This window comes from Halomonas rhizosphaerae (assembly GCF_030010555.1).
Classification (GTDB): Bacteria; Pseudomonadota; Gammaproteobacteria; order Pseudomonadales; family Halomonadaceae; genus Halomonas; species Halomonas rhizosphaerae.
The window spans coordinates 1-20,818 of sequence record NZ_JASCQP010000035.1 but is presented as its reverse complement, the minus strand read 5'-3'; the positions used below and the strand labels follow the sequence as shown (position 1 = coordinate 20,818).

Genomic DNA, 20,818 nt, shown 5'->3' with positions numbered 1-20,818 from the left:
ATGAGCGCCTACTTCGTCACCGGCACCGACACCGATGCCGGCAAGACCCTGGTCACCAGCGGACTGCTGGCCCTGGCGCACCGACGCGGCCTGACCACCCTCGGCCTCAAGCCCGTGGCCTCCGGCAGCGACCCCACGATCGAGGGCCTGCGCAATGCCGATGCCCTGGCCCTGCAGGCCCAGACGCGTCCCACCCTGCCCTACGCGACGATCAACCCCTTCGCCTTCGCCCCGGCCATCGCCCCGCACCTGGCCGCCCGCCGGGCCGGCGTGACGCTGGCCCTGGACGATCTGGTCGAGCGGACCCGGCCCCTGCTCGAGGCGGGGCGCGCCCTGACCCTTGTCGAGGGTGCCGGTGGCTGGCGGGTGCCCCTGAACGAGACCGAGGACCTGTCCGATCTGGCCGCGTGGCTCGAGCTGCCGGTGATACTGGTGGTGGGCCTGCGCCTGGGCGGCATCAGCCATGCGCGGCTCACCGCCGAGGCGATCACGGCCTCAGGCCTGCGCCTGGCGGGCTGGGTCGGCAGCCTGGTGGATCCGGCATTCGCCGACGACGATGCCCTCTACCGCGACAACCTGACGACCCTCGCGGCCACGCTGCCCGCCCCCTGCCTGGGCATCGTGCCGCGGCTGCCGGCCGGCGATGCGAGCGCCATGGCCGAGGCCGCCGCCGACCACCTGGCGCTGCCCGATGGCGATTGACTTGCGCCGGGGCGTCCGTAGAATGTGGTCGCCTGCCTGCCCGTGCGGATGTGGTGGAATTGGTAGACACGCCAGGTTTAGGTCCTGGTGCCTTCGGGCTTGGGAGTTCGAGTCTCCCCATCCGCACCATCGTGGTTCCCCGTTACGCTCTCCCGTTTTCGACGCGATGCTTCCGTCACCTCCCCGAGGTGCGCGGCGCCTTCGCGTGCCTGTCATATCACTTCACCGCTGCCACGGAGCCCTCTGATGTCCTCTCCCCTGCCCCCCTCTCCCGTCTGGCACCCCTATGCCCATCTCAAGACCCAGCGCCCGGCGCCCAGGGTGGTCGGCGGCGAGGGGCCACGCTTCACCCTGGAGGGCGGCGAGACGCTGCTCGACGCCACCTGCTCCTGGTGGTGCATGATCCACGGCTACGCCCACCCGCGCCTGGTGGCGGCGATCCGTGAACAGGCCGGCGAGCTCTGCCACGTGATGCTCGGCGGCCTGACCCATGAGCCCGCCGACCGCCTGGCCCGGGAACTGGTGCGCGTCACCCCGGCGGGACTCAACCACGTCTTCTACTCCGACAGCGGCTCGGTGGGCATGGAGGTGGCCATGAAGATGGCCGTGCAGTACCACCAGCTGCGCGGCAGGCCGGACAAGCATCGTCTGCTCTCACTGATGAAGGCGTATCACGGCGACACCGCCGGCTGCATGGCGGTCTGCGACCCCGAGGAGGGCATGCACTCGCTGTTCGCCGGCTACCTGCCCCGGCACCCCTTCGCCCCGGCGCCCACCGCCCCCTTCGATGCCGAGCCCGAGGCGGTGGCGGCGGACCTCGACGCCCTGCGCGAGGTGCTGGAGCGCCACCATCGGGAGATCGCAGCGCTCCTGATGGAGCCGCTGCTGCAGGCCGCCGGCGGGCTCAACATGACCTCGCCCCACTATCTACAGGGAGCGCGCGAGCTGTGCGACGCGTTCGACGTGCTGCTGGTGTTCGACGAGGTGGCCACCGGCTTCGGCCGCACCGGGCGAATGTTCGCCGCCGACCACGCCGACGTCACGCCAGACATCATGGTGCTCTCCAAGGGGCTCACCGGCGGTTACCTGGGCCACGCCGCGACGCTGGCCACCGACCGGGTACATGACGCCTTCATCGGCGACTCCCCCGAGCACGCCTTCATGCATGGCCCCACCTTCATGGGCAACCCGCTGGCCTGCCGGGTGGCCCTGGAGAGCCTGGCGGTGTTCGAGGAGGAGGACTACCCGGGCAAGATCGCCGGGCTCAGCCGGGTGCTGCGCGAGGCCCTGCTCGAGGACCAGGCGCTGGCCACGCACCCGGCGGTGGCGGACGTGCGGGTACTGGGGGCCACTGCGGTGATCGAGGCCCGCGATGCGGCGGCGCTTGCCGGCGTGGGCGACTGGGCCCGCGAGCAGGGCGTCTGGCTGCGTCCCATCGGCCGCTGGCTCTACACCATGCCGGCCTACGTCACCGCCGAGACCGACATGCGACGCATCACCGACGTCATGAAGGGCTGGTTCCTGGCGCGCTGAGCGCGCCGAGGCCTACACCAGCCGGCGCGGGATGGCGACATCCCAGTTGCGGCTGTAGACGCGCTGCTCGCCCTCGTAGGCATCCAGGGTGGCATGCAGCCGGAATTCTCCGGCCGTCGAGGTCAGCACGGTGCGGGTCACCGTGCGCACCTCCCAGTCATCCCGCTTCAGCGAACGCTCCCAGAGGGTCGTTCCCTCCAGGGAGGAGAAGTCGTCGTCCCGGGAGCGATAGGTCTCCACCGCGCATGTCGCCACCTCGATGCCGCTGTCCTCCAGCCGGATCCGACCGTTGTCGTTGATCACCTCGAGGGTAGAGAGGTCCTCGGCGAGGTCGCGATGCACATACCAGTTATGGTGTCCGGGCTCGAGGCGCGTGGTGTCGATGGAAGGCGCGGCTTCTGGCTCGGCGAACGGAGCCAGATGCTCGTCCTCGTCGCGCGGCGGGCGCACGGGCAGGTGCAGCGCGCTGTTCTTGTCGAAGACCGTCAGCCGCACGTGCTCGGGGGGGGGCCAGGCCAGCGGCCAGTAGGAGGTGGAGAGCGAGAGCCTCAGCCGATGGCCGCGGGGAAACACCTGTGCCACGTCGTTGAGCTTCACGCGAACCCGGTAGCGATGGCCCGCTTCCAGAACGGACGGCAGCTCATGGCTTTCGCGGTGGGTCAGGTTGAGCAGGCCGTAGGTCACTCGGGTGGCCTTGTCGTCGGGCGCCACGTCGGAGAGCCGGACCGCCACCATGGCCACGGGTCGGTCGGCGGCCAGCTCCAGCTCCAGCTCCGGCGCCCCCATCATCTCCAGGGTGGCCTCGAGTGGCGGCGTGTCGAAGATCAGGGCGCCGCCGTCCTCCTCGCGCTGGTCATGGGCCAGGTCGGGACCCGCCGCATAGGAGCACCACTTGCCGGCGAAAAGGCCACAGGTCAGCGGCGACTGCACGCTGAGTGCGCTCTCCTCGTCGCTGCGCGCGCCATCCAGGGCCAGTCGCCCCGGCGCCAGCGGCAGGCGCCAGTGGGTGACATTGGGCGATGGCCAGCTCGGCTCCGCCACCCAGCGCCCCGGCCGGCAGCCGTAGCGGGTAGTCGGCGGCATGCTGTCCTGCATCCACACTCGCAGTGCGGGATCCCGCTCCACGCCCCTGTCCACGCCCTTCAGCCACTGGTCCCACCAGCGCAGGCACTCCTGCAGGAAGCCGATGGCCGGTCCCGGCTCGCCGAGATGGGGGTACTTGTGGCTCCAGGGACCGATCAGCCCCTTGCAGAGGTCGGGCAGGTTCGCCACCAGTCGCTTGACCGCGTTGGAGTAGCCGTCCGCCCAGCCGCTGGCGGCCAGCACCGGCACCTGAACCCGGGAGAAGTCCTCGCAGATGGAGCCGTGCTGCCAGTAGCCGTCCCGGTGCGGATGCTCGAGCCAGGTCGAAAGCCACAGGCCGCTGCCCTCGAGCCGCCGGTGCCACATCTCGCGCCAGGCCTCACCGACCACGGTGGGGTCCGGCGGCAACGAGTTGTAGGCGAACATGGTGGAGGCCCAGGAGAGGTTGTCGCCGAGCAGACACCCCCCCATGTAGTGCACGTCATCCGCGTAGCGGTCATCCGTGGAACAGACGCTGACCACCGCGTGCAACTCGGGAGGCCGCCGGGCGGCCAGCTGCAGACCGTTGAAGCCGCCCCAGGAGATGCCGATCATGCCGACCTTGCCGCCGCACCAGGGCTGTGCCGCGATCCAGCGCAGGATCGCCTCGCCGTCCTCCAGCTCCTGCTCCAGGTACTCGTCGGTGAGCACGCCGCCGGAGTCTCCGCTGCCGCGTAGGTCCACCCGCAGCGAGGCATAGCCGTGCCCGGCAAAGTAAGGGTGGTGCATGGCATCGCGCCGCGCGGAGCCGTCGCGCAGGCGGTAGGGGATATATTCGAGGATGGCCGGCACCGGAGCCTGCTCGGCGCCCTCCGGCAACCAGAGCCGGGCGCACAGCTCGACCCCGTCGTCCATGGGAATCCAGACGGGATCCCGGCACTCGACCGGATGGGGAAAGTCGGTCACGACGCGCATGACGGTCTCCTTCAGGGAGGGCGATGGCTCAGCGAGGCTCCGGTGAGGAGAGTGGCGCGATCTCGAAGGGCAGCATCCGCCGGCACGACTCGATCCGCTCCGTCAACGCCTCGCGGGTCTGGGCCCCGGTGAACAGCACGCCAAGCTCCCAGGAGAAGGAGTCCTGGTGCTTGAGCTCCGAGAGCCGCATGCCCTCGCGCACGTTGAGATGCACCAGGGTGCCCGGGAACGCCTCCTCGACCCGGCGGATCTCCGCTTCCGTCGGCACCCGGCGCACCCAGCCATCCTCGAAGACCCGCAGCATCTGCTTGGCGGCGACGGGATAGCGGCCCTCGCGGTACGGCATGCGCGGCGCAATCCCCAGCGCCACGTCCACCATCACCTGGAAGTGCGGGGCGCCGTCGACCAGCTGGAAGATCGCCGCATGGGAACGCGAGATCCGGGCATTGATCTCCAGCAGCCAGATGCGGTCGGTCTGCTCGTCCAGGTAGTACTCGATGTTGAACGGCCCATCGTCATAGCCGATCCGGGTCAGGAAGCGCCGGGTGATCGCCAGCATCCGCTCCTGCACCTCGTCGGGCAGCGAGGAGGGATACTCGTAGCGCAGCAGCACGGAGGAGTGCGTGGCGTCGCGCAGGCTGTCGACAATGCCGACCAGGTGAACCTCACCGTTCTGGACATAGCCCTCCAGGGTGCACTGGCGGCCGGATGAGATGATCGCCTCGGCGATGCAGTGATGCCCGGTGACCGCCGCCACCTCCGCGGGCAAGTCGGCCAGGGCGGTGATCTCGTCGAAGGGGCGGCCGAAACGCCCGATGCCACGGCGGATCGCCGGCAGCACCTCGCGCAACTGGTCGGCGTTCTCGATGCGGAAACCGAGATGCGAGGAGTGGGCCTTCACCGGCTTGATCCAGAACGGGTAGTCGATCTCGACGGCTTCGACGGCCTGGTCGTCGAAGGGGTCGAGCGCCTGGAAGGCCGGGACGCACTCCGGCACGGCCCGGGCCTGCTCCAGGCGACTCCAGTACTTGTGCTCGCACTTGAGGAAGGCCTCCAGCGACGGGCCCGGCAAGCCCCGTTCCCGGCGCAGGACCGGCAGCAGCCCGCTGGTGGGGAAATCCCAGTACCCCACGATGGCATCCACCGGCCCGGGGAAGCGCTCGAGCTGGGCGAGGGCATCCGACACCAGGCGAGCGAAGGGGTACTCCTCGGCGTGCACGACCTCCTCGAGGGACAGCAGTTCGTGGAAGGCATAGTCCTCGACGTGGCGCAGGTTCGGCAGCATCCGCTTGCTCAGCGCATCGTGGCCGATGATAAAGACATTCCAGCTCATGTAGCCTCCTCCGGCATGCGTATCCCAACGGCGAGGGCACTGCCGGCGCGATCCAGGAACCCTAGGCGTCCCTCCAGCATGGCAGCTATCTGTCGGCCTGCCTTGATATCGATCAACGTGACTCCGCCGAACGCTCGTGCCCGGAAATCCGCCCCGTGGGTGCAAGACGATGGTGCCGATGCTGGAGAAGCCGGTAGACTTCCCCGAAAAAGGCAAGGGATACGGGAATGAAGGGTTTGCGCACACTGGTGGCCATGTGGCTGGTCAGCCTCGGCCTCGCCGCCCATGCCGACACCCGGGCGATCGACGACGACAGCGATCTGCCGGCCTGGGCGGAGCAGCGGATCGGGCCCTTCCATGCCCGTCTCTCGCGTTGGGTGGAGAGCACCTCCCGCGGCATCGACGGCTTTTTCGGCACCACCGATGCGCTGAGCGTGAATACCGACTCCTACCTGCGCCTCAGCCAGGAGTGGGACTGGCGCGAGGGCGACCCCTTCGACCAGGACCTGGGCGCCCGTTTCCGCCTCGACCTGCCCACCACCGAGGAGCGCCTGCGACTGATCATCGAGAGCGAGCCCGACGAGACCCGCGGCACCCTGGCGGAACGTGAGTCGGCGCTCAGCGATGACCGCGCCGACAGCCTCGGCGACCTGCTGGTGGGCCTGAACCGCCTCGGCGACAAGGACAAGGCCCGCCACTGGAACACCCGGGGCGGCGCCGGCATCAAGCTGCGCCTGCCGCTGGAACCCTACGCGCGCCTGACCACCCAGCGGCTCTGGACCCTGCAGGACGGGCCCTGGCAGCTGCACAGCGACAATCGCCTCTCCTGGTTCAACGGCGACGGCTACTCCGCCCGCACCCGCTGGGACCTGGGCAGGCCGCTGGACGAGAAGCGCCACCTGCGCCTTCTCACCAACGCCCAGTGGCGCGAAGAGGTCGACCGCCTCGAGTTCAGCCAGGCCGTGGAGCTCAACCGCCGCCTCAACCGCCGCAGCGTGCTGCGCACCTCAGGCGGCGTGATCGGCGAAAGTGGTTCCCACCCCGTCATCGAGGACAGCTACCTCGAGGTGCGGTTTCGCCGCGACGTCCACAAGGGCTTCACCTTCCTGGACGTCGCCCCCTCGCTGCACTTCCCTCGGGACGCCGACCGCGACCCTCGATGGGCGCTGACCCTGCGCCTGGAGATGTACTTCCGCCGCCATATCGACCGCGTCACCCTGTAACGCGAAGGATGCCCGCATGACCCTGAGCAAGACCCGCACCAGCTTCTACCGCCGCCTCTACGTGGCTCACCTGGTGGCCACCGGTACCGCCAGCGTGCCGGCCATCACCGCGGCCACCGGCATGCCCCGACGCACCGCCCAGGACACCCTCGGGGCCCTGGGCGAGCTGGACATCCTCTGCGAGTTCGAGCACCTGGCCGGCGAGCGCCACAACATCGGCGCCTACGTGATCCGAGACTGGGGCCCGATCGACCCGGCGTGGGTGGCGGCGCACGCCGGGCGGCTGCGAGACGCCCTGGGCTATCCGTCCAGTCCGTGAGCAGCACGGTGAAAGCCCGGGCCGGGAGAACGGCAGGCAGAGCCCGGCGACTTGCCCTGCGTATCGCGCCGCTCGGCCTGCTGCTCCTGCTGGCCGGCTGTGGCGAAGGGGCCCTGCGCCAGACGCCGGGGCCCGGCACCGACGCGGTCCGGCTGGCGCAGGGCCAGGTGATTGCCGAGGATGGCTACCGGCTGCCGCTTCGCCACTGGCCGGCCGAGGGCGAGCCACAGGCCATCGTGCTGGGGATCCACGGCTTCAACGAGCACGGCGGCACCTATCAGGTCCTGGCCGAGGCCCTGGTACCCCGTGGCATCACCCTCTATGCCCACGACCAGCGCGGCTTCGGCACCACGGCCCAGCGACGCATCTGGCCGGGCCACCAGCGACTGGCCGCCGACGTCACCCTGCTCGCCGAACTGCTGAACGAGCGCCATCCCGAGGCACCACTCTACCTGGTCGGCCACAGCATGGGGGGCGCGGTGGCGATCCTCGCCCTGAGCGACGACAATCCACCGCCGGTGGACGGCAGCGTATTGATCGCGCCCGCGGTGTGGGGCTTCGAGGCCATGCCCTGGTACCAGCGCCTGGGCCTGTGGCTCGGCGTGCGCCTCTTCCCCGCCCTGAGCTTCTCCTCGAGCACGGTCCAGCGCCTGGGCATCGAACCCACCGATGACCCCGAGATGAAGCGCCGGCTGGCCGAGGACCCGCTGATCCTGCGCCGCGCGCGCGTCGATACCCTGCATGGGGTGAGCCTGGCCATGGACGCGAGCTTGGAGGCCGCCCGCCGGCTGCCCGCCCCGGCGCTGATCCTCTATGGCACCGAGGACCAGATCATCCCGCCGGAGGCGATCTGCGCCCTGCTCGAGCGCCTGCCCGAGAAGGAGGGCATCCGCCTGGCGGTCTACCCGCAGGGCTACCACATGCTCACCCGCTACACGAAGCGCGAGCGCACCGAGGCCGATATCGCGGCCTGGCTGGCCGACCCCACCGCTCCCCTGCCCTCCGGGCACGAGCGCGACCGCCGGGAGGCCCGCCGGACCCTCTGCGATCAGTCTTCCGAGTGATTCCCAAGGATAGAGTAACGGAGCATGTCCGCCGGGGTTCGCCGTTGCGACACGGGCTGGCGCTGCAGAATGTCCTGCGCATGGCCCGTCCAGATGTGATTGACATGTCCCGAGATAGGACGGACTGTAGGATCAATGAGAGTAGATACAAACGACTCTGCCCATCATGACGATGGCACTTCAGGCGAGCTAGTGAAGCAGCTCGACGCCGCCATCGAGCGGCTTTCCGCCGCGAATGCCGTTGCAGAAGTCTCTCCCGTATTCGAGGTCATCGATGCGGCACGCCCCCTGATGTTCGATGCCAGGGGGCTGGAAGCCCTCTACGCACGCGTACCAACGATCGAGGCCGCCGGGTTCTTCGGAGGCAGCGACTGGGATTATCCCCAGACACTGGTGCCTTCGCTCGCCGTGCGTACCGTGCGACACGGCGACCCGGTCGCCACCCTGGTCGAGAGCCTGAGCCAGATTCGCTTGCTGGCCGTCGCCAAGGGCGACTATTCGCACCCCTCGGTCTCGGCGGAGCACGCTCATCACTTCCTCGCCCAGGTGATGGCCATGAACCTCGATATCGTGGTCAGCGACCTGCAGGAGAGCGACCGGCTGCGGCCTGACCGGCTCGGGTACGCCGTCCAGAACCTGTATCGCTACCTGCTTCAACACCTGGGCTACCGGAATCTTCTGGAGCACCTGGTAGCCGAGGTCTGGCGAATCCTGGCACAACGCCCCGTGCAGGTGGATGGCGTCAAGCAGATGGTGACCCAGATTGCCACCTGCCTGAACAACCCGGATGCCATGGCCGGCGAGGTCGGGGACGACGCCCTGCAGTTGATCAATGCCGTGTTCAGCCCCACCGAGGGCTGCCGCGAGGATCCCGGCTTCGAGGTGTACGCCGAGCGGCTGGCGAGCATGGACGACGCGGCCTTGCTGAGGGAAGCCATTGCCTTTGCCCAGGCCATGCACAGTACCGGCCTGGTCTCGCCCTACATGCCGGGGTTCATCCGTTACCTGCGCAGCCGATGGAACGCGTTGATCCCCACGGCACTCGGCCTGAGCCATACCGGGGCAGACGCCTTTCACTGCTACCCGGCGTTGATTCACACGCTGATCGATGACGCCCTGTTTGCCGAAACCAGTCAGGCCGCCTACGGTCTAGCCATGATGCTCGAGCGAGGCATTCTGTATTCGCCTCCGGTGGCACCGTCGCTGTGGCGGCAGCTGAGGCTATCGTTGTGCGATGCCGCGGCACAGAAGATCGTTGCTGTCTTCGGGCACCGCCGCTCGCCAGAATGCTTTCTGCTCGCCGACGTTCTCAATGTGCTCGGCCGCCCGCTGGGCGTGGGCCAGGGTAACTACCCCACCTGCCAGTCGACACGCGCCTTGTCCATGTGGGCCTTCAATACGCCGGCCGACCTGCTGCGGATCGTCGCCTGGGCGGCGCGAGACGACGAGATCGTGATGCGCTTCGAAGGGCACAACATTTCCTCCCGTGAGCTCGGCGCGGGCCTGGCAGCCGAGCCACCCGTGGATGTGGATGCCGTCTCGCTGCTCACCGTCCCTCACCTCGATCGCATCTACTTCGAGATGGGACGCCGCAGCGCCGGCCGCGGAGAGGATCCGCACAAGTGGGTCAACGCCGAGTTCCATGGCGATCATGTGGGCCATGGCTTCCGCATCGCGGTCGATGTGTATACCGGTGGCCTGAAGGACTTCGAGGGTTTTATCCGAGACTTTTATGCGGCCTATCACCCCTTCTACAACGGCAACATTCCGGTGATCAATCCGCAGCCCGCGGGCATTGCCGTGACCGATAGCGCCACGCGCTTTCTCGGCTGGCACGCGATCACGATCCAGCGCCTGGCGCTCGATCCGAGCCAGGTCATGCGGGTGTACTTCTTCAATCCCAACAACGACAGCGGGCAGGACTGGGGGCAGGACATCGTCACCTCGACCCAGGGCAATGGCGAACTCTACGGCGAGGCCTCGCTACCGGTTGCCCAGTTCGCGTCACGGCTGTACGTCTTTCACTACGACCCGCTCGAGAAGGGCGAGCCGGCCGATGTGCCAAACGATGAAGTGGACCGGGCCATGCGTCTGGCCCGGGATAGCTGGGCGTCGGGGCGATAGCCCGAGGATGCTTGGCCCTCTAGCTCGACAAGACCGCTAAGATCGAGCGCCAATGTTCTGCCCAGGGCAGAAGGAGAGCAACACATGTCGATTGCATCAGAAACCCCGGCCTCCAAGGACGTTTCAAGCTGGACCGACCCGACACTGGATTCGGTCCGCGGAACGGAAACGCCCAAGGATCCCAACAAGGGATATATCGCGCTGCTGGGCTGGAGCGTCAATGCCATCAAGGCCGCTCAGAAGTTTGACCGCCGCTACGTGGTGGTGGCGCCCGACTGGGCCGCCGACTTCTGTGAAGCCAACAAGATCCCCTACATTCAATGGGATTTCGTGCGCCTGAATGATCGATCCATGGAAATTGCCGAGCGGCTCAAGGCGGAAGGCGTTGATGTGGCCATCCCGCTGTTCGAGGAGACCGTCGAATGGTCAGGCGCGATCAACTCCGTGCTTATGGACAACCCCCGCATGTACGGGCAATCCATCCTGTTTCGGGACAAGGCACTGATGAAACGCCGCGCCCAGCTTGGCGGTATTCGCGTGGGGATCTTCGAGGAAGCTCACGAGAAAGAGGACATCGTCCGCTTCATGAAACGCGTCAACCAGACGCTGCTCAAGCTCGACGGCGACCCCGATGACCCGATTCACGTCAAGGCCTTCGACAAGGCGGGCTGTCTCGGACACCGCATGATCCGCAAGATCGATGAGATCGACAGCATACCGGCCGAAGAGTATCCGTTGCTGATGGAGAGTCACCTTGATGGCTGGGAGTTTGCCGTCGAGGCCTGGATCCATGATGGTGAGATCAAGTTCCTCAACATCTCCGAGTACGTCACCCTGGGCTATTCGGTGTTCGTTCCCGCCACCAGGGAACTCGAGAGCTGGCGCGATGCCATCACCAAGCAGATCAAGAAGTTGATCAAGACGTTCGACATCCAGTTCGGCCTGATCCATCCCGAGTACTTCGTGGCGGCGGATGGCGAAATGTACTTCGGCGAGGTCGCCTATCGTCCCCCCGGTTTCAAGGCCTTCGAGCTCATCGAGCGCGCCTACGGGTTCAGTGCCTACCAGGCATCGATGCTGGTCTTCGACCCCAAGAGCACCAAGGAGGAGGTCGATGCCTTCTTCCCCCGCGAAGTGGTCGACGCGAAAGGCTATGCAGGTTGCTTTGGCGTGTACCCACGGCGTCGTGTCGTCAGCAAGCTGGAGATGCCCAAGGAAACCATCGAGCACCCGTACTTCGAGTCTCACGAGCTGGTGGCGCCGGCCGAAGAGACGGTGCCGGACCGCTCCGCTTTCGGCACGCACTGGGGCCTCGTGTTCTTCTTCGGTGACGATCCGATCAGGATGCGGGACCTGCTCAAGGCGCAGGAAGACCTGGACTTCTACGTCTGATAACGCCTTGACGACAGCCTCTTGTCGAGGCGGTAAATGACAAGGGGCAGGGCTGGCCCCCTGCCCTTTTCATGCCTGGCGGTCCCACATCCGATCGCCTGACTAGCGTGCCATGTCGACCACCACGCGCCCGCGCACCCGACCGGCGAGCAGCTCGCCCGCCGTGTCGATGGCCTCCTCCAGGCCGATCGTGCGGGTGATGGCGTCGAGCTGCTCTGGGGCCAACAGCTCGCCGAGCCGACGCCAGGCCTCGACGCGATCCTCGTAGGGCCGCATCACGCTGTCGATCCCCGCCAGGGTCACGCCCCTCAGGATGAAGGGGGCGACGCTGCTCGGCAGGTCCATGCCCTGTGCCAGCCCGCAGGCCGCGACGGTGCCGCCATAGCGGGTCGCGGCCAGGACGTTGGCCAGGGTGTGGCTGCCCACCGAATCGATGGCCCCCGCCCAGCGCTCCTTCGCCAGGGGCCGCCCGGGCTCCGACAGCGTCTTGCGATCGATCACCTCCCGGGCCCCGAGGCCCTCGAGATAGTCTGTCTCCTCCGGGCGTCCAGTGGAGGCCACGACTCGATAGCCCAGCCGCGAGAGGAGCGCGATGGCATAGCTGCCGACGCCGCCATTGGCACCGGTCACCAGCACCTCACCCTGGTTCGGCGTCACGCCCTGGCGTTCCAGCGCCATGACCGCCAGCATGGCGGTGTAACCGGCCGTGCCGATGGCCATGGATTGACGGGCGCTGAAGGCCGATGGATGGGGGATCAGCCAGCGACTGTCCAGGCGGGCCTTCTCGGCCAGGCCGCCCCAGTGGGTTTCTCCGACACCCCAGCCGTTGAGCAGTACGGCGTCACCGGGCTGATAGGCCTCGGCCGTCGAGCTCTCGACCGTGCCCGCCAGGTCGATCCCGGGGACCATGGGAAACGTGCGCACCACCGGCCCCTTGCCGGTGATGGCCAGGGCATCCTTGTAGTTGAGCGTGCTGCACTCGACCCGCACCGTCACGTCCCCCTCGGGGAGTCGCGAGTCGTCGAGTGTCTCCAGCGCCACACGCTGGCTGTCGTCGTGCTTGTCGATCAGGATTACCTTGAACATCGTGAACCTCATTGATACGTCGATTTATGGACCGGTCGTCTATACAAGGACATGAACGCGCCCCGGGCTAACGGGGCAGCCCTTCCATGTAGGTGGTGATGAATATCTCCAGGGGGCGGGCGCGGCCCTCCAGCCGGGCGCGCATGACCGCCCCTTCCCAGCCGATCCAGAAGGCCTCGGCAAGCCAGTCGCAATCAGCCTCGCCAGCGAGCTCACCGGCGGCCTGGGCCTCGCGCAGGCACCGCGCCACGCGCTGCTGCCAGTCGTCGAGGGTCGTCCGCAACCACTGCCGATAGCCTTCCGGCAACCCTCCGACCTCCTGGCCCAGGTTGCCTACCAGGCAGCCCCGGCGGAAGTGGTGGCGTTCCATACCAGCCCTGGCATCGGCGACGAAGGCCTCGAGGCGCTGCAGGGGCCGGCATGACGCGTCCAGCAGGTGCTGGTCGAGCTTGTTGGCGAAGTAGGCGCCGTAATGCTCCATGACGGCACGCCCGAAGGCCTCCTTGCTGTCGAAGTAGTAGTAGAAGGAGCCCTTGGGCACGCCGACGCGCCGCAGGATGCCGTCGATGCCGGACGCGGTGAAGCCCTGTTCGGTCAGCACCTCGAGCCCGCTGCGAATCAGGGCCGCGCGGGTATCCGGGTCGTCGCGGGGGACGCGGGGCGGACGACCACGACGGGGCTTGGGAAGAGAGGTCGTTCGTGTCATGCCTTTAATATAGACCGATCGTCTATAAATTCAAGGCCTCCAGGAGCCCCCTGCACAGCGCACACAGTGATGGAGGCAGTACCCACCGCTTCCCGCAAGCCTGGCCTGGTGCCCCGCATTGACAGGCGCGGCCGGGCACGCCTACTATCGATAATTATTCTCATTAAAAGACTGTTGCGGGGTCGACCGTCATGAATCCCGAACGCCCCAGGGTGTACACCACCGTCGTCTTCCTGCAGGTCTCCTTCCAGGCCATCAAGCACTCCATGGCCGGCAAGGCGAGCGACGGCCTGCCCTGCTGGCTCGACGGCAAGATGCTGAGGATGCTCTGTCGTGACCTCAAGGCCTGCCGCGACGAGGCCATAGACCATGACGAGGCCCATCTGGCCCTGGAGGCCGCCTCTACCCAGTGCGACGAGCTGCTCGCCCACTGCCCGGGCGGGCTGAACAGCACCCTCTGCCACCGTCACCTGGATGCCATCCTGGTCGGGTTGCAACGCGCGCTCGTCGCGCTGGCTACCCCGACGGCCGCCGCCCCGACCGGCCTCTGGCACAACGCCACCCGCCACCTCCGCGAGGGCTGGCGCCGCCTCTCCTGAGGCCGCAGGGCAGTGTTTCTCGCTGCCCGCGTGCCACCCCGGCCGCCGAAAGCGGCTCGTCCCCGCAGCTGAGGCCGTCTGTTACCGGAGTATCACGACAATATCAGCCGGTCCGGGTTTGCCCCGGCGCTATAGTTCAAGCGATGGTCCAACCCGTTTCGCGCCCCTTGCGGCAAGCACAGGGGCGCATTTCGTGCCGGGCGCCTGCAAGCGCGAGCCGGCACCACGCCTACAGGAGGAAGAATCCTATGCGTGGCATCTTGTGGGGAGGCGTCATTACCGCGGGGCTGGCGGCGGCCTGCCTGCCGGACGACAGCGCCCGGGCCGATGACGTCGAGGCGTTGATCGCGTCGATCAAGGCGGCAACGGTGCGCTTCGAGGATGTGAACGTGGCACTGGCGGAAGGCTACGAACCGGATCCCTCCGGCGAGTGCGTGAGTGCCGCGGCCCATGGTCTGCCTGCCGAGCTGGGTGACATGGGCATCCACTACCTGCGCCCGGACCTGCTCGGCCTCACGGTCACCGCCCCCCGAGTCGACGGCACCAGCACCCATACCGACTTCATGACCCCCGCCATCCTGCTCTACGAGCCCCAGGCGGACGGCTCCCTGGTGCTGGTCGGGGTCGAGAACCTGGTGTTCCGCAAGGCCTGGGAGGCCGCGGGCCATGGCGAGCCACCGACCCTCGCGGGTCGCCGCTGGGACTACATGGTCGACGACCCCGATACGCCTGCCGAGGAGGCCCACCACTTCGAGCCCCACTACGACCAGCACGTCTGGTTCCGCGACAACCCCAACGGCAACCTCGAGCCCTTCAACCCGGCGGTCACCTGCAACGCCTGGAACGCCTGAGACCACCTGAGAATGCGGGGGAGGCAGCAAGGAGGAGCTCCTCCCCTGCTCTCGTATCCCTATGCTGCAAAGGCCACTCCAAGCGCCCCATGGGGCGCCACACCTGCTTTACGCCTTCTTCAGCGCACCATCATGCCCCCTCAACGCCTACTCCCCTGTCATCACTGTGCGGTCATTTTTTACGGACTTTTTATGTCGCTGCATGGTTGCATGGGCCCCTCTCTGATGAGTGGGACAAGAAGATGTCCAGGACGCTGAGCCTCCATCGCCACCTGAGTGATCGATTTCGCCAGTGGGCACCGGTCTTCAAGGCGGTGTCGGTCCTCTGGCTGGTGTTGGCGATGTTCATGGCACTCCCCTGGGCAGTGCTGGTGATCGAGGAAGATCCCGACGCCACGGCCTTCGGCCTGTCGATCCTGCTGGTCCTGGGGGCCGTGGTCCTCACCTGGGCCGTCACCTTCCGCGTCGCCGTGGAGCTGAAGTCCTGGCAGATGTTCGTGCTGACGGCTTTGAGCTGGATCACCGTCAGCGGATTCGCCAGCCTGCCGCTGGTACTGGGGGCGCCACAGCTCTCCTTCACCAACGCCGTGTTCGAGTCGGTGTCGGCGATCACCACGACCGGCTCGACGATTCTCGAGGGCATCGAGTTCCTGTCAGACGGCCTCAAGCTGTGGCGTGGCATCATGCAGTGGCTGGGCGGCATCGGCATCATCGTCATGGGGATCGCCATCCTGCCCTTCCTGAAGGTCGGGGGCATGCGCCTGTTCCACACCGAGTCCTCCGACTGGTCCGAGAAGGTCATGCCTCGTACCGGCGGCATCGCCAAGGCAACGCTCGGCATCTACTGTGGCTTCACGCTCACGGCGATGCTCGCCTACTGGCTGGGTGGCATGGCACCGCTGGATGCCGTGGTGCACGCCATGACCTCGGTTGCCACGGGCGGCTTCGCCAACTCCGATGCCTCCTTCGGGGCCTATGCCGACGCCCCTCACCTCCTGTGGATGGCCAGCCTCTTCATGCTCTGCGGCGCCCTGCCCTTCGTGCTCTACATCCGCGTGTTGCGCGGGGCACGGATGGCCCTGTGGCGGGACCAGCAGGTGCATGGGCTGCTGATCCTGCTGGCAACGGTCTGCCTATTGCTGACGCTGTGGCGCATATCGCTGGGTACGCCACCCTTCGAGGCACTCACCCACGTGGTCTTCAATGTCATCTCAGTAGTCACCACCACCGGCTATGCGTCGGATGACTACACGCTCTGGGGCCCCATGGCCACGGTGGCCTTCTTCTACCTCACCTTCGTCGGGGGCTGCAGTGGCTCGACCGCCGGGGGCATGAAGATCTTTCGCTTCCAGGTCGCCATGCTGCTGCTGGTCAGCCAGTTGCGCTTCCTGATCCACTCAAGTGGTGTCTTTGTCTCGCGCTACAATGGCCAGGCGCTGACCGACGAGATCACCCGGGGTGTGGTGGCGTTCTCGTTCTTCTTCTTCCTGACCATCGCCGGCCTGGCGCTCGGGCTATCGCTCATGGGACTGGACTTCATCACGGCGCTCTCGGGCGCCGCCACGGCCGTGGCCAATGTGGGACCGGGGCTCGGCGACATCATCGGCCCGTCAGGCAACTTCACCACCCTGCCGGATGCTGCCAAGTGGCTGCTGTGCATCGGGATGCTGATGGGGCGCCTGGAGATCCTGACGGTGCTGGTACTCCTGACCCCGATGTTCTGGCGGCGATAGGCGGCTATGCAAAAGGCCCTCGAGATGAGCATGCAGGCTATCGAAGAGCACACGGCCAGTCCGTCGCGCCACCCGGCGCCCATTCGGCTGCTGGTCGCGCTGAGCGGCGGGGCTGAGGATGCCGCTCTGGTACGTGCCGCCCATCGCCTGGCGTCTCGTGATCGCGTCCAGTGGTGTGCCGCCTACGTCGAGAGCGACAGAGAGGATCCGCAAAGGCGGCTGATGCTGGAGCGCGACTTTGCCCAGGTCCAGCGCCTGGGCGGCGATGTCCGCGTGGTCTCGGGACAGGATCGTGCCCGCGAGCTCTTGGCACTGGCGAATGAGCTGAAGGTTGCCACCCTGATGGTCGGCCATGGCCGCCCATCGGGCTGGCGAGTCTGGCGTCGTCCCCTGGCGGAGCGCCTGGCGCGATTGGGAGGACCCTTCGACCTCGTGGTGGCGGCCGAGGCACGTCAGCGGCCACGCTTTCGCCCTCGCCAACGCCAACGCCTCTGGCACTGGCGGGATTCGGGTATTGCCCTGAGCTCGACCCTGGCGGCGCTGGCCCTCTCCGCAGGCCTGAAGTCCTGGCTGGCACTGGGCAATCTGTCCTTGCTGTTTCTCGGCGCGGTACTGGTCAGTGCCACCCTGGCGGGAACCCGCTCTGCCATGCTGGCCGCCGTGCTGGGGTTTGTCAGTTTCAATTTCTTCCTGACCGAACCGCGCTACTCGCTGGCCATGGTGGAAGACGATCAACTGGTCACCGTGGTGGTCTACCTGCTGGTCGCCGTGGTGGTCGGGCAACTGGCAGGGAGCGCCCGAAAGCGCCTTCTTGCCCTGCGTGCGAGCCGCGAACAGACCTACCAGCTGCTGATCTTCTCCCGGGAACTCGCGGTGGCGACGGACCGGGAACGCGTCGGCGAAGTGGGCGTGGCCACCCTGATGCGCTGGCTCGGGTGTCCGGTGGTGATGCTGGACGCCACCGACAACAAGGGTGATGGGGCACTGCTCCATAGTGCGCCGGCGGGACACCGCCTTGACCCCGATGCCAGGACCGCCGTGGCGTGGACCCGTCTGCACCGTCGTCCCAGCGGCAAGGGGACCGAACAGCCGATGGATACCGACTGGCAGATCATTCCGCTGGTGGAGCAGGATCGGCTGGTGGCGCTGATCTGCCTTGCCCTGGGCAAGCGGGAGCACCCGCCATCGCCCGACGAGGAAGGGCGCATCGATGCCATGTTGCGCATGCTGACGTTGTCGCTGGAGCGGACTCGCCTGGTCGCCGACCTGGAGGCGTCGCGGCTTTCCGAGGAAAACGAGCGTCTGCGCTCGGCGCTGTTGTCATCGGTCTCCCATGATCTGAGAACGCCCCTGGCCTCGATCATCGGTTCCGCCAGCACCCTGCGCGACCTGGCCGATCAACTCAATGATACCGACCGTGCCGAACTCCTCGACGGCATCTTGAGTGAAAGTGAGCGTCTGGATCGTTACATCCAGAACCTGCTGGACATGACGCGGCTCGGACAGGGCGGCCTCAAGCTGGAGCGCGACTGGATCTCGCTGGAAGACCTGGTGGCCAGTGCCCTCCGGCGTCTGGGGCCTGCCCTTCAGGGGCTCCGCGTGCAGCGGGACTGGCCGGAGGACCTGCCGCTCTTGCACGTGCATCCGGCGCTCATCGAGCAGGCGCTGGTCAATGTCATCGAGAATGCGGCGCGCTTCTCGCCGCCAGGCGGGACGCTGCGCCTTGAGGCCGGGGTCGCGTCGGGCCAGCTATGGCTCGCGGTGACCGACCAGGGCCCCGGCATCGAGCCCCACCTGCGCGAACGGGTGTTCGACATGTTCACCACCGGCGGCGAGGGCGATCGCGGCCGCCATGGCAGCGGCCTGGGGCTGGCCATCTGTCGCGGCATGCTCGGCGCCCATGCCGGCACCATCGTCGCCGAGCCTGGCCGTGAGGGAACCGGCACGCGCATCGTGATGCGCCTGCCACTGCCCGACGCCACCGAGGAGCCTCGCCACCATGTCGAGTGAACCCCAACGCATCCTGGTCATCGACGACGAGCCGCAGATTCGCCGCTTCCTGCGCATCAGCCTGGTCTCCCAGGGCTTCGTGGTCTACGAGGCGGCGAATGGTCGCGAAGGGCTGGCGCTGGCCCTGAAGGAGGCCCCGGATCTCGTCCTGCTGGACCTGGGCCTGCCCGATATGGATGGCCAGGCGGTGCTCGATCGGCTGCGTGCACGCGGCCAGGTGCCCATCATCGTGGTTTCGGTACGCGGCCAGGAGGGGGAGAAGGTCCGGGCCCTGGACCATGGTGCCAACGATTACGTGACCAAGCCCTTCGGCATCCAGGAACTGCTGGCACGCATCCGTGCCCTGCTGCGTGTTCGCGAGGTGCCCCAGGGCATGCCGGAAGGCCTGCGCTACCGCGGCAACGGCCTGGTGATCGACCCCATCGAACGGCGTGTGTGGCGAAACGGCACACCCGTTCACCTGACGCCCAAGGAGTACGCCGTGCTCGAACGCCTATGCCGCCACAGCGGCCGGGTCGTCACTCAGACACAGTTGTTGCGCGAAGTGTGGGGCCCGAGCCACGCCGAGGATACCCACTACTTGCGCATCGTGATCAGCAAGCTGCGCCAGAAGCTCGGTGATGATCCCGCTGACCAGTCACTGCTGCAGACCGAGGCCGGGATCGGCTACCGCCTGATGATCGAGCCAGAAAGCACCGACGATCCCGGCGACAACAAGAAGGAGACCCTTCCGTGAAGATCATCATTCTTGGCGCCGGCCAGGTCGGCGGCACCCTGGCCGAGCACCTGGCCCGGGAGGAGAACGACATCACGGTGGTGGACACCGACGGCGAGCGCCTGCGCGAGCTGCATACCCGCCTGGACATCCGCACGGTCTCCGGGGCCGGCTCCTACCCCATGGTGCTTCGCCAGGCCGGCTGCGAGGACGCCGACATGCTGATCGCAGTGACCAACTCCGACGAGGTCAACATGATCGCCTGCCAGGTGGCCCACACCCTGTTCCGCACGCCGACCAAGATCGCCCGGGTGCGTGCCACCGCCTACCTGACCCGCAAGGGCCTGTTCGCCCACGAGGCGGTGCCCATCGACGTGCTGATCAGCCCCGAGCAGGTGGTCACCGACCATATCCGCCGGCTGATCGAGCATCCCGGCGCCCTGCAGGTGCTGGAGTTCGCCGGCGGCCTGGTGCAGCTGGTGGCGGTGAAGGCCTTCTACGGCGGCCCGCTGGTCGGCCAGGAGCTGGGCTTCCTGCGCCGCCACATGCCCAGCGTGGACACCCGGGTGGCGGCCATCTACCGCCAGAACCGGCCGATCATTCCCCGCGGCGACACCGTGATCGAGGCCGACGACGAGGTGTTCTTCATCGCCGCCCGGCGCGACATCCGCGCGGTGATGAGCGAGCTGCGCCGCCTCGACCGCGACTTCCGCCGGGTGATGATCGCCGGCGGCGGCAACATCGGCGAGCGCCTGGCCGAGCACCTGGAGCACAGCCACCAGGTCAAGATCATCGAGCACAACCTCGAGCGCTGCACCCAGCTCTCCGAACGCCTCGACCGCACCGTGGTGCTGCACGGCAGCGCCACCGCCAAGCGGCTGCTGGAGGAGGAGAACATCGAGGACTGCGACATCTTCTGCGCGCTGACCAACGACGACGAGGTCAACATCATGTCGTCGATGCTGGCCAAGCGCATGGGCGCCAAGAAGGTGCTGACGCTGATCAACAACGCCGCCTATGTCGACCTGGTGCAGGGCGGCGAGATCGACATCGCCATCTCGCCCCAGCAGGCCACCATCGGCAGCCTGCTGACCCACGTGCGGCGCGGCGACATCGTCAACGTCCACTCGCTGCGCCGCGGCGCGGCCGAGGCCATCGAGGCCATCGCCCACGGCGACACCCAGTCGTCCAAGGTGGTGGGGCGCGCCATCGGCGAGATCGACCTGCCCCAGGGCACCACCATCGGCGCCGTGGTACGCGGCAAGGAGGTGCTGATCGCCCATGACGACGTGGTGGTGGAGTCCGGTGACCACGTCATCCTGTTCGTGATCGACAAGCGCCGGCTGCGCGACGTGGAGCGGCTCTTCCAGGTCGGGTTGACGTTCTTCTGA

At 67.3% G+C, this 20,818-nt stretch carries 17 protein-coding genes and 1 tRNA gene; 14 read left to right on the top strand and 4 right to left on the bottom strand.

Annotated elements, in window-relative coordinates; genetic code table 11:
- The 3 genes from bioD to bioA all read left to right on the top strand — a co-directional run bounded on the left by bioD (window position 1) and on the right by bioA (window position 2,235).
- Window positions 1-702, top strand: a complete 702-nt coding sequence (gene bioD / locus QLQ83_RS15965) for a dethiobiotin synthase (RefSeq protein WP_282736502.1) — start codon at window positions 1-3, stop codon at window positions 700-702.
- Between the two features lie 44 nt (window positions 703-746).
- Window positions 747-831, top strand: a tRNA-Leu gene (locus tag QLQ83_RS15960).
- A gap of 117 nt (window positions 832-948) precedes the next feature.
- Window positions 949-2,235, top strand: a complete 1,287-nt coding sequence (bioA, locus tag QLQ83_RS15955; RefSeq protein WP_282736501.1) for an adenosylmethionine--8-amino-7-oxononanoate transaminase — start codon at window positions 949-951, stop codon at window positions 2,233-2,235.
- A 12-nt stretch (window positions 2,236-2,247) separates the two neighbouring features.
- Here the strand turns inward: bioA and QLQ83_RS15950 are convergent, their stop codons facing one another.
- The gene (locus QLQ83_RS15950; RefSeq protein ID WP_282736500.1) at window positions 2,248-4,272 is read right to left on the bottom strand and encodes a CocE/NonD family hydrolase; all 2,025 of its coding nucleotides are present in this window, start codon (window positions 4,270-4,272) and stop codon (window positions 2,248-2,250) included.
- Window positions 4,273-4,300: 28 nt separating this feature from the next.
- Window positions 4,301-5,605 carry an ATP-grasp domain-containing protein gene (locus QLQ83_RS15945; protein WP_282736499.1) on the bottom strand — a complete coding sequence of 435 codons (1,305 nt, stop codon included), beginning with the start codon at window positions 5,603-5,605 and terminating at the stop codon, window positions 4,301-4,303.
- Window positions 5,606-5,832: 227 nt separating this feature from the next.
- Here QLQ83_RS15945 and QLQ83_RS15940 point away from each other — a divergent pair, with 227 nt between their 5' ends.
- The 5 genes from QLQ83_RS15940 to QLQ83_RS15920 all read left to right on the top strand — a co-directional run bounded on the left by QLQ83_RS15940 (window position 5,833) and on the right by QLQ83_RS15920 (window position 11,727).
- Window positions 5,833-6,828 carry a hypothetical protein gene (locus QLQ83_RS15940; RefSeq protein ID WP_282736498.1) on the top strand — a complete coding sequence of 332 codons (996 nt, stop codon included), beginning with the start codon at window positions 5,833-5,835 and terminating at the stop codon, window positions 6,826-6,828.
- Window positions 6,829-6,844: 16 nt separating this feature from the next.
- Window positions 6,845-7,147 (top strand): winged helix-turn-helix domain-containing protein, encoded by a 303-nt coding sequence (locus QLQ83_RS15935; protein WP_282736497.1) that lies wholly within the window; start codon window positions 6,845-6,847, stop codon window positions 7,145-7,147.
- Window positions 7,148-7,155: 8 nt separating this feature from the next.
- Entirely contained in the window at window positions 7,156-8,211 is a 1,056-nt protein-coding gene (locus QLQ83_RS15930) for an alpha/beta hydrolase (RefSeq protein ID WP_282736496.1), read from the top strand.
- A 192-nt stretch (window positions 8,212-8,403) separates the two neighbouring features.
- Window positions 8,404-10,335, top strand: coding sequence for a hypothetical protein (locus QLQ83_RS15925; protein ID WP_282736495.1), 1,932 nt, complete (start codon window positions 8,404-8,406; stop codon window positions 10,333-10,335).
- Between the two features lie 84 nt (window positions 10,336-10,419).
- Window positions 10,420-11,727, top strand: a complete 1,308-nt coding sequence (locus QLQ83_RS15920; protein ID WP_282736494.1) for an ATP-grasp domain-containing protein — start codon at window positions 10,420-10,422, stop codon at window positions 11,725-11,727.
- Between the two features lie 102 nt (window positions 11,728-11,829).
- On the opposite strand, the gene acuI is transcribed toward QLQ83_RS15920, so the two are convergent.
- Window positions 11,830-12,813, bottom strand: a complete 984-nt coding sequence (gene acuI, locus QLQ83_RS15915) for an acrylyl-CoA reductase (NADPH) (protein ID WP_282736493.1) — start codon at window positions 12,811-12,813, stop codon at window positions 11,830-11,832.
- A 67-nt stretch (window positions 12,814-12,880) separates the two neighbouring features.
- Window positions 12,881-13,519, bottom strand: coding sequence for an acrylate utilization transcriptional regulator AcuR (gene acuR / locus QLQ83_RS15910; RefSeq protein ID WP_282736492.1), 639 nt, complete (start codon window positions 13,517-13,519; stop codon window positions 12,881-12,883).
- 191 nt (window positions 13,520-13,710) lie between these two features.
- Between acuR and QLQ83_RS15905 the strand changes: the two genes are divergently transcribed.
- The 6 genes from QLQ83_RS15905 to trkA all read left to right on the top strand — a co-directional run bounded on the left by QLQ83_RS15905 (window position 13,711) and on the right by trkA (window position 20,818).
- The gene (locus QLQ83_RS15905) at window positions 13,711-14,118 is read left to right on the top strand and encodes a hypothetical protein (protein WP_282736491.1); all 408 of its coding nucleotides are present in this window, start codon (window positions 13,711-13,713) and stop codon (window positions 14,116-14,118) included.
- A gap of 248 nt (window positions 14,119-14,366) precedes the next feature.
- A complete protein-coding gene (locus QLQ83_RS15900; protein WP_282736490.1) occupies window positions 14,367-14,969 on the top strand; it encodes a hypothetical protein in 603 nt (200 codons plus the stop codon).
- 242 nt (window positions 14,970-15,211) lie between these two features.
- Window positions 15,212-16,702: a Trk system potassium transporter TrkI gene (gene trkI / locus QLQ83_RS15895; RefSeq protein ID WP_411971139.1), complete on the top strand. Its 1,491-nt coding sequence runs from the start codon at window positions 15,212-15,214 to the stop codon at window positions 16,700-16,702.
- A 30-nt stretch (window positions 16,703-16,732) separates the two neighbouring features.
- Window positions 16,733-18,712, top strand: a complete 1,980-nt coding sequence (locus tag QLQ83_RS15890) for a DUF4118 domain-containing protein (RefSeq protein ID WP_282736489.1) — start codon at window positions 16,733-16,735, stop codon at window positions 18,710-18,712.
- Entirely contained in the window at window positions 18,702-19,448 is a 747-nt protein-coding gene (locus QLQ83_RS15885; protein WP_282736488.1) for a response regulator transcription factor, read from the top strand. Before QLQ83_RS15890 ends, QLQ83_RS15885 begins: the two co-directional genes overlap by 11 nt.
- Window positions 19,445-20,818, top strand: a complete 1,374-nt coding sequence (gene trkA, locus QLQ83_RS15880; RefSeq protein ID WP_282736389.1) for a Trk system potassium transporter TrkA — start codon at window positions 19,445-19,447, stop codon at window positions 20,816-20,818. The genes QLQ83_RS15885 and trkA overlap by 4 nt, the downstream gene beginning before the upstream one ends.